7 protein-coding genes and 1 riboswitch are annotated in these 8,544 nt (G+C 68.4%); of the genes, 2 read left to right on the top strand and 5 right to left on the bottom strand.

What is annotated here, in order from left to right:
• From ABW137_RS30130 to ABW137_RS30115, 4 genes are all read right to left on the bottom strand, one after another.
• Positions 1 to 515 (bottom strand): dihydrofolate reductase family protein (locus ABW137_RS30130; RefSeq protein WP_526405615.1); only part of this gene is annotated, 515 nt, incomplete at its 3' end.
• Between the two features lie 40 nt (positions 516 to 555).
• Positions 556 to 1,521, bottom strand: coding sequence for a lytic transglycosylase domain-containing protein (locus ABW137_RS30125; RefSeq protein WP_526405614.1), 966 nt, complete (start codon positions 1,519 to 1,521; stop codon positions 556 to 558).
• A 152-nt stretch (positions 1,522 to 1,673) separates the two neighbouring features.
• Complete coding sequence (gene metE / locus ABW137_RS30120) at positions 1,674 to 3,986, bottom strand: 5-methyltetrahydropteroyltriglutamate--homocysteine S-methyltransferase (RefSeq protein WP_526405612.1); 2,313 nt, start codon at positions 3,984 to 3,986, stop codon at positions 1,674 to 1,676.
• 145 nt (positions 3,987 to 4,131) lie between these two features.
• Positions 4,132 to 4,301, bottom strand: a riboswitch (cobalamin riboswitch).
• Between the two features lie 84 nt (positions 4,302 to 4,385).
• Positions 4,386 to 4,871 carry a cupin domain-containing protein gene (locus tag ABW137_RS30115; RefSeq protein WP_526405610.1) on the bottom strand — a complete coding sequence of 162 codons (486 nt, stop codon included), beginning with the start codon at positions 4,869 to 4,871 and terminating at the stop codon, positions 4,386 to 4,388.
• Positions 4,872 to 5,012: 141 nt separating this feature from the next.
• Here ABW137_RS30115 and ABW137_RS30110 point away from each other — a divergent pair, with 141 nt between their 5' ends.
• Together ABW137_RS30110 and ABW137_RS30105 are read left to right on the top strand one after the other, a co-directional pair.
• Positions 5,013 to 6,158 (top strand): zinc-binding dehydrogenase, encoded by a 1,146-nt coding sequence (locus ABW137_RS30110; protein WP_526405608.1) that lies wholly within the window; start codon positions 5,013 to 5,015, stop codon positions 6,156 to 6,158.
• Positions 6,159 to 6,203: 45 nt separating this feature from the next.
• Positions 6,204 to 7,640, top strand: coding sequence for an amidase (locus ABW137_RS30105; RefSeq protein ID WP_526405606.1), 1,437 nt, complete (start codon positions 6,204 to 6,206; stop codon positions 7,638 to 7,640).
• Here the strand turns inward: ABW137_RS30105 and ABW137_RS30100 are convergent.
• Positions 7,616 to 8,509 carry a fructose bisphosphate aldolase gene (locus ABW137_RS30100; protein WP_526405604.1) on the bottom strand — a complete coding sequence of 298 codons (894 nt, stop codon included), beginning with the start codon at positions 8,507 to 8,509 and terminating at the stop codon, positions 7,616 to 7,618. The two genes, ABW137_RS30105 and ABW137_RS30100, sit on opposite strands and share 25 nt — an antisense overlap.
• Positions 8,510 to 8,544 lie beyond the last annotated feature (35 nt).

The following is an 8,544-nucleotide window of genomic DNA, read 5'->3' as shown; positions in this document are numbered from 1 at the left end:
CGCTCACCCGAACCGAGGATCAGCGGGTTGACCTGCAGGTCGATCTCGTCGACCAACCCGGCTCGGATCGCCTGGCGGGCACAAGCCGCTCCACCCGCGATCGAGATGTCCCGCCCGCCGGCGACGGTCCTGGCCCTGGCGTACGCGGACTCGATCCCGTCGGTGACGAAGTAGAAGGTGGTCCCGCCCTGCATCTCGATCGGATCGCGAGCATGATGGGTCAGCACGAAGACCGGGCAGTGGTACGGCGGCTCCTCACCCCACCACCCTCGCCAGTCAGAGTCGCCCCATTCACCGCGGATTGGGCCGAACATGTTGCGGCCCATGATGGTTGCGCCCATTCCTGCCATCATGTCCGATACGACCTGGCGGTTGACCGGGTGGTCCTTCGCCGGTCCCAGGTGCCATTCGTGCAGGGCCGGTCCGCCGACGCCGAGCGGATCGGTCGCGCTCTGATCGGGCCCCGCCACGTAGCCGTCGGCGGAGATGGACATGGAGAGGTTGGTTCTGGTCACGAGTAGCTAGACCAGCCCGTCGCGCAGTACTCATCGCCGCTCACTGCGGATGGGCCGCCAGGTAGTCGGCGACCGGGATCCGTGACGTCGCCGCATAGCCGATGGGGAGCAGCACGTCACCGGCGGTCGAGTAGTAGTAGACGTCCCAGCGGTAGTAGCCGGCGAATGCCGCGGGGTCGGCGGCGAGCACTGCGGCGTAGTCGTGCACCGCTCGGACGTACTCGTCGGCGTTGTTGTACCGGTAGATGGCGTGGTCTGCATCGGCACCGAAGCCATTGGCGGCCAGGTAGCGGCCTGCCGCCATGATGCTGTCGCGCGGCGAATCGACGTCGCCGCCCTCGCCGTACGCGGCGAACGTCGACGGCATGAACTGCATGGGACCCTGCGCGCCTGCGGTGCTGGTGCCGTCGATGCTCCCGAAGTGGGTCTCGATCAAGTTGATCGCGGCGAGGTAGTTCCAGCCCACGCCGAACGCCGACTCCGCATCGCGGTAGTAACCCAGCAATTCCTCGGCTGGGGCTGGCGATTGGATGCGCCAGGCGGGCAGCGTGTCCTTGACGTGGGCCATCGCGGTGAGCTGCCTGCGGGCGTCGACGTTGCGATCGTAGGTCTCGAGCAACGACGGTGGGATCCTCGGCCGCGTGACGGCGTCCCATTCGGGGTGGCGTCCGATCGCGCGGTAGGTGGCCTGCTGCCGGTGGGCCGCCGCCGCCAGCGCCTGCTCCGTCGCCGACGGGTCCCGCAGAGCCTGCTCGTCGGCGACGAGGTCGTCGGCCAGCTGAGCGGGGTCGGCCGGGAGCCGAGGTTGCGCACCCGGGTCGACGATCGGCTCGGTGGGCTCGTCCAGCATGATCGCTGGAGCGGGCGCGGTGGTGGCCGAAGGCCGCGCGGGTGGCACGGCGAGCGTCGGCGGTATGGGGCTCGTCGCGCAGCCGGCGAGCGCCAGCACGGTCGCGGTGAGCACGACGGCGGTTTGACGCGTGCGGCCAACCGCGCGGTGAGGCATGTAGCCCACCATGCGCCAGAGGTCCGCACGAAGACAAGGGCGGTGGGGGCGCAGACTTCCACGACCCCCACCACCCTCGTCGTCGTGCCCGCCGGCTGGCTCCGCTGACCAGGCAAGCGCCATGGCGAACAGAACCGGTCTGGTCGCCGGCGTCAGCCCGTGCGTACCTGCTTGGCCGCGGCGACCATGTTGCGCAACGAGACGGTCACCTCGTCGGTGGTCCGCGTCTTGAGGCCGCAGTCCGGATTGACCCAGAGTCTTTCGGCGGGAACCGCTCTCAGTGCCTCACGCAATGAGGTCGTCATCTCCTCGGTGCTGGGAATCCGTGGGGAGTGGATGTCGTAGACGCCAGGGCCGACGCTGTTGGAGAAGCCGATCGCGTTCAGATCGTCGAGGATCTCCATGTGCGACCGGGCCGCCTCGATGGACGTGACGTCGGCATCCAGATCGGCGATGGCACCGATCACCTCGCCGAACTCCGAGTAGCACAGGTGGGTGTGGATCTGTGTCGTGTCGGCGACCCCCGAGGTGGCCAGCCGGAAGGCGGCGACGGCCCAGGCCAGGTAGTCGGCCTTGTCCTCGGACCGCAGCGGCAACAGTTCGCGCAGCGCGGGCTCGTCGACCTGGATGATGGCGATGCCCGCCTTCTGCAGGTCGACGGTCTCGTCTCGAATGGCCAACGCGATCTGGCTCGCGGTGTCGGCCAACGGTTGATCGTCGCGGACGAACGACCACGCCAAGATCGTCACCGGCCCCGTCAGCATTCCCTTGACCGGTTTGCGCGTCCGGGACTGCGCATAGGTCGCCCACTCCACGGTCATGGGATGCGGTCGGCTGACGTCGCCGTAGAGGATCGGCGGACGCACGCACCGGCTGCCGTAGGACTGCACCCAGCCATTCCGCGTTGCGAAGAAACCGTCCAGCTGCTCGGCGAAGTACTGCACCATGTCGTTGCGCTCCGGCTCGCCGTGCACCAGGACGTCTAGGCCGAGCTCCTCCTGCAGTGCGATCACCGAGGCCACCTCGGCCTGCATGTCCCTGGTGTACTCGGCCTGATCGATGTCTCCGGCCCGCAACGCGGCTCGCGCGACGCGGATCGCCGAGGTCTGCGGGTAGGAGCCGATGGTGGTGGTCGGCAGCGGAGGCAGATGCAGACGCTCGTTCTGGGCGTCGCGGCGCGCATCGGCGGGCCCGCGGGTGGCGCCGGAGGCGGCAATGGACGAGATCCGCCCGCGCACATGGTCGTTGCTGAGCCGAGGATCGGCGCGCCGCGAGGCGATGGCGGCGTTCGATGAGTTCACGTCGTCGGCGACGGCGTCCCGGCCATCACGCAGCCCACGTGCCAGCGTCACCACCTCGGTGACCTTCTCAGCGCCGAAGGCGAGCCAGCTGCGCAGTGCCGCGTCGACGTCCGTCTCGGCGTCCAGGGCGTACGGCACGTGCAGTGTCGAGCACGACGTCGAAACCGCCACGCGCTGAGCCGAATTCAGGAGGGTGACCAAGGTGCCGATGGCAGCCTCCAGGTCGGTGCGCCAGACGTTGCGGCCGTCGACCACACCAGCGACGATCACCTTTTCGGCCATCTCGGGCACCGCCGCGACGGCCGAGGCGCTGCCCGCGACGAGGTCGATGCCGATGGCCTCGACCGGCGTGCGCGCCAGGGCGGGCAGGGCGTCGGCGAGCTCGCCGAAGTAGGTGGCGACGAAGATGGCGGGCCGCCTCACGATGCCGCCGAGAATCCCATAGGCGTGCTCGGCGAGTTGGGCTGCGTCGTCGACGATGTCGGTGGCCAGGACCGGTTCGTCGAACTGCACCCACTCGACGCCAACCTCGGCGAGCACGGCGAGCAGTTCGGCGTAGACCGCGATCAGGTCGTCGAGTCGGCCCATGGGTGGCCCTGCCCCGTCGACGCCCTTGGCGAGAGCCAGGAACGTGACGGGACCGACCACCACGGGTCGGGCCGGAATGCCAAGCGCCCTTGCCTCCTTCAGCTCGGCGAGGATCTTGGCGGGATCGAGGGCGAAGCGGGTGCGGGCGGATATCTCGGGGACCAGGTAGTGGTAGTTGGTGTCGAACCACTTGGTCATCTCCAGCGGCGCGATCTCGTCGGTGCCGCGGGCAGCGGCGAAGTACCGGTCGAGATCGGCCGAATCGCCCTGGCCGACGCCGGCGACACGCGGTGGCAGGGCGCCGACCAGAACGGTGGTGTCCAGGATCAGGTCGTAGTAGGAGAACGTGTTGACGGGGATGGAGTCCAGGCCCGCCGCGGCGAGCGACGCCCAGGTGTCGCGGCGCAGCGTGGCGGCGACGTCTTCGAGTTCAGCCCGGTCGATGCGCCCCGCCCAGTACTTCTCGACGGCGCGTTTGAGTTCCCGGTTGGGGCCGATGCGCGGCGAGCCGAGGATGGTGGCGGTGAAGGGTCGGTGGGTAGCGGAGCGACTGGGGGTGTCGTTGTGTGCGGTCATGGGGTGTCCTGTTGATCCGGCGGGATGGCCATCACCAGGGGGCGCTGCACCGAGCGCAACGATCCCCACGGGGGTGCTGCGCTTCGGCCATTGCCCATTCCGCGAGGCGATGAACCACCGGGTGCGGCTGCGCCCGGTACGGCTGGCAGGTCTTCGGACTCACAGGCGCGCACGTCTCGGTGCCCCTACTGGCCGTCGCTTCCCGGCCCGTTGGGACCAGTGCTGATGACGGCGGTCGTTCCTGCATACCGCTGCGGGACAGTCCCGGATTCTCACCGGGTTCCCTCTCGCGCCGAGCCTTTCGAGCTGCGGCACTCGGTGCCGACGCCCTTCCCGTGTCGGGAAGTACGTCGGCAGACCAGCTGCGCCGCAAGGATACCTTCTGCGGGCTGAACTGCCCTACAGCGCATAGAGGGCAGGCAGGTTGACGACGATCGCCTCCTGCGTGCTGCGGGCGATCACCAGCTCCGCAGGCGTGCTCGGGTCGGGGTTCTCCTCGCGATGGGGCAGATGAGGCGGAACGAAGACGTAGTCACCCGGCTCGGTGGCGATTCGCACCTCGTCCTGCCCGTCGAAGAACACGAACTCCGGATGGCCGCTCCGGATGAAGATCGCCGTCTCCGACTCGCCGTGATGATGATTGGCCGACATCGTGCCTGGCGCTGCGACGGTCTCACCCATCCACAGCTTCTCGGTGCCAACGGACTTCCCGCTGAGTGCGGCGAAGCGCTGCATGCCGTCGGACTGGGCGGTGTTGGCGTCCAGTTCGGAAGCCTTGACGTGGCGAACGCGATTGCGCGTGACGGGGGCGTCGTCGGCGTCGTTGGCATCGTTGGCATCGTTGAAGTCGTCGAAGTCGGGATGAAATCCGTCCACCTCAGCCATGGCCTCCACCGTAGGGGATGGACTCCGACCGCGACGGCGTTCAATGGACTCCGACCGCGACGGCGTTCAATGGTCACCAGATGGCCACCAGACCGGTAACCGGACCGGTCACCAGACCCACGACGGAACGAGGCACCGCCCATGACCGCTGAACTACCCGCCACCGCACTGGAGCTCCGTTCGTTGGTGACGTCGCACGGCACTTTGGAGCTCTCGCTGCACGACGTCCCGGTACCGACCCCCGCCTCCAACGAGGTGCTGGTGCGGGTGGAGGCAGCCCCGATCAACCCGTCGGACCTGGGCCTGCTCGTCGCGTCGGCCGACATGTCGACCGCAACGGTGACGGGCACCCCGGACCGGCCCGTCGTCACGGCGTCCCTGGGAGCGGATGCGCTGGAACGACTTTCGGCGCGCCTGGACGAATCGCTGCCCGTCGGCAACGAGGCCGCGGGCACCGTGGTGGCCGCCGGGTCGTCGCCAGAGGCGCAGGCCCTGCTTGGCAAGCTGGTGGGCATCGCGGGTGGCGCCATGTACACGCAGTACCGGGCGATCGACGCGACCGCATGCCTGGTCCTGCCCGACGGCGTGACCGCCGCGGACGGGGCGTCGGCCTTCGTCAACCCGCTGACCGCTCTCGGCATGGTGGAGACCATGCGCGGCGAGGGCCACACCGCTCTGGTGCACACCGCGGCGGCGTCGAATCTGGGCCAGATGCTGGTCAAGATCTGCCTGGCGGACGGGGTGCCCCTGGTCAACGTCGTTCGCAAGCCCGAGCAGGAAGAGCTGCTCAGATCGCTTGGCGCAGTGCATGTCTGCAACTCGGAGTCGCCGTCATTCACGGCCGACCTCACCGAGGCGCTCAAGGCGACGTCGGCGACACTCGCGTTCGACGCCACCGGCGGGGGAACGCTGGCCAGCCAGATCCTCAACGCCATGGAGCGAGCGGTCTCCGCCACCGACGCGGCGTACTCCAACTACGGGTCGGCGGTGCACAAGCAGGTGTACCTGTACGGCGGCCTCGACACCGGACCGACGGTCCTCACCAGGAATTTCGGATTGGCGTGGGGACTCGGAGGTTGGCTGCTCACCCCCTTCCTGCAGAAGGCAGGCGCCGACACCTTCGCCCGACTCCGCGCCCGGGTGGCCGCCGAACTCACCACGACGTTCGCGAGCACCTACACCCAAGAGGTGTCACTGGCCGGAATGCTCGCACCCGAGGCCTTCACCGCCTACGTCAAACGCGCGACCGGGGAGAAGTTCCTCGTCACCCCTGCGGCGTCGTCCTAGCGTCCCCGGGATGCGGCGAACCCACCCGCTTCCTAGTCTGGACCGGTGACCGAAGACGAACTGTGTTGGACACCCGCCACCGAGCTCGCCGATGCGGTCCGGGCCGGCTCGATCTCGCCGACCGAGATCGCGGGAGCGTTCGCCGACCGGATCGAGGCGATCAATCCAAAGCTGAACGCCTACATCCACTTTGACCGCGAACAGGTAGAGACGGACGCGAAGGACCTCGACGAGGATCTGGCCGCGGGCCGCAGCCGTGGACGGCTGCATGGGGTGCCCTTCTCGATCAAGGGGCTCACCACCATGGCGGGTCTGCCGTTCGATTCGTCACTCAAACCACTGGCGGGGACCGTCGGATCGCACGACGCCACCGTGGTGACCCGATTGAAGGAGGCCGGTGGTCTGTTCCTCGGCAAGACGAACGCCCCCGAGTTCGGGTACTACGGCGGGACGAACAGCCACCTCTACGGTCCCACCCACAACCCGTGGAAGCGAGGCCATACGGCGGGCGGTTCCAGCGGCGGTGCCGCCGCTTCGGTGGCCGCGGGCCTAGGGCCGCTAGCGGAGGGGGCGGACGGCGCCGGCTCGGTGCGCATTCCGGCGGCCATGTGCGGGGTGGTCGGATTCAAGCCCTCGCTGGGGCGCATCCCGCACACCCTTCTCGACGGTCGGCACTACACCCACGTCTTCCACGGTCCGATCACCCGCACCGTGGCCGATGCCGCCCTGATGTTCTCGGTGATGGCAGGTCCGTCGGACACCGACCCCAACAGCGTGCCCGCGGACGGCATCGACTACGCGGCGAGCGTGCAGGGCGACGTCGCGGGCTGGCGCGTGGCCTGGTCGCCCGATCTGGGCCTCGGCCACGTCGACCCCGAGGTGGTCGCCATCTGCGCGGAAGCAGTACGCGCCTTCGAGTCGCTCGGCGCCGACGTCGAGGAGGCGACCCCGGACTGGGGCGACCCGGAGGAGGCCATGTGGAAGGGCCTGTGGGTGCCCGGCTACTCCTGCGAGTACGACGTGCTCGACTGGAAGGCGCAGAGCGGCCAGGTCGACGACAACCTGATCGAGATCTTCGCGCAGGCCGAGACGCTCACCGCCGTCGAAATCGGCAGGGCGGAGGCGTTCCGCGGAAGGATGTGGGACACGTTCAGCGCCTTCATGCGGACCTACGACGTGCTCGTCAGTCCTACGCTGGCCACGCCCACCTTCCCGCTGGACCGCTTCGCCCCCGAATGGCTCGACGGCACGTCGCTGCAACGCCAGCTGCTGGGGTGGCTGCTCACCTATCCCTTCAACATGACGACCACGCCTGCCATCACGGTGCCCGCGGGCTTCACCAGCGACGGCAGGCCCGTTGGATTGCAGATCGCAGGCCGCCACCGGGGCGACGCCGCGGTCCTGCGGGCCGCCGCCAACTACGAGGCGGCCCGGCCGTGGGCGGCCGCCAAACCGCCTCAGCCGGAGACCGACGCATCGTAGATCGACTGGATCGCCGCATCCAGGGTCGCGTCGAACTGCTCGTCGGATTGCCCGGCTGAGAGCCCCTCGGTCAGCGCGCGGCTGAAACTCGCGATCACACCGGTGTTCTCGGCGAGCAATGCGTCAGCCTCGTCGCGGGAGTAGCCGCCGGACAGCGCGACCACGCGCATCACCCTTGGATGGCTGGTGAACGCCTGGTAGTGGTTGGCGTCCGTCGGGAGCGAGAGCTTGAGCATCACCTTTTGTCCCTGGGGAATGGTGTCGAGTCGGGTGCCCAGCTCATCGCGCAGGATGTCCTCCGCCTGCGCCTTGTCGGAGATCGTCACAGTCACCTCGGGTTCCAGAATCGGGACCAACCCGTGCGAAATCACTTGCTGCGCAATGTCGAACTGTTGCTCGACGACGGCGGCGATGCCCTTGGCGTCGGCGGCTCCGATCACCGACCGTGCCTTGGTGCCGAAGATTCCCTTCCGTACCGCCCGCGCCAGCAGTGCGTCGAGGTCGCCGATGGGCTTCATCGTCTGCGCCCCGTCGGCTGGGTCGGTCAACCCCTTGTCGATCTTGAGGAATGGAACCACGCCCTTGTCCTGCCAGAGGTAGTCGACCGACGGCCTGCCCGCGATGTCTCGGTCCATCGTCTCCTCGAACAGGATGGCGCCGAGGATACGGTTGCCGCCGAAGGCAGGGGAGGTGACGATGCGCGTGCGCATCTGGTGGATGAGGTCGAACATCTCGGCATCCGACGAGTACGTGTTCTCGTCGATGCCGTACAGCCGCAACGCCTTCGGGGTCGACCCACCGCTCTGATCCAGAGCGGCGATGAAGCCGCTGCCCGACGTCATCCGGTCCGCCTGCTCTTGATTGACCATGACGCGAGCATATTCGGATGCGATCGGGTCCCGGT

Origin of the sequence: Mycobacterium sp., from assembly GCF_040509115.1 — a bacterium.
In the GTDB taxonomy this organism is placed as follows: domain Bacteria; phylum Actinomycetota; class Actinomycetes; order Mycobacteriales; family Mycobacteriaceae; genus Mycobacterium.
This window is presented reverse-complemented; position numbering and strand designations above follow the sequence as displayed.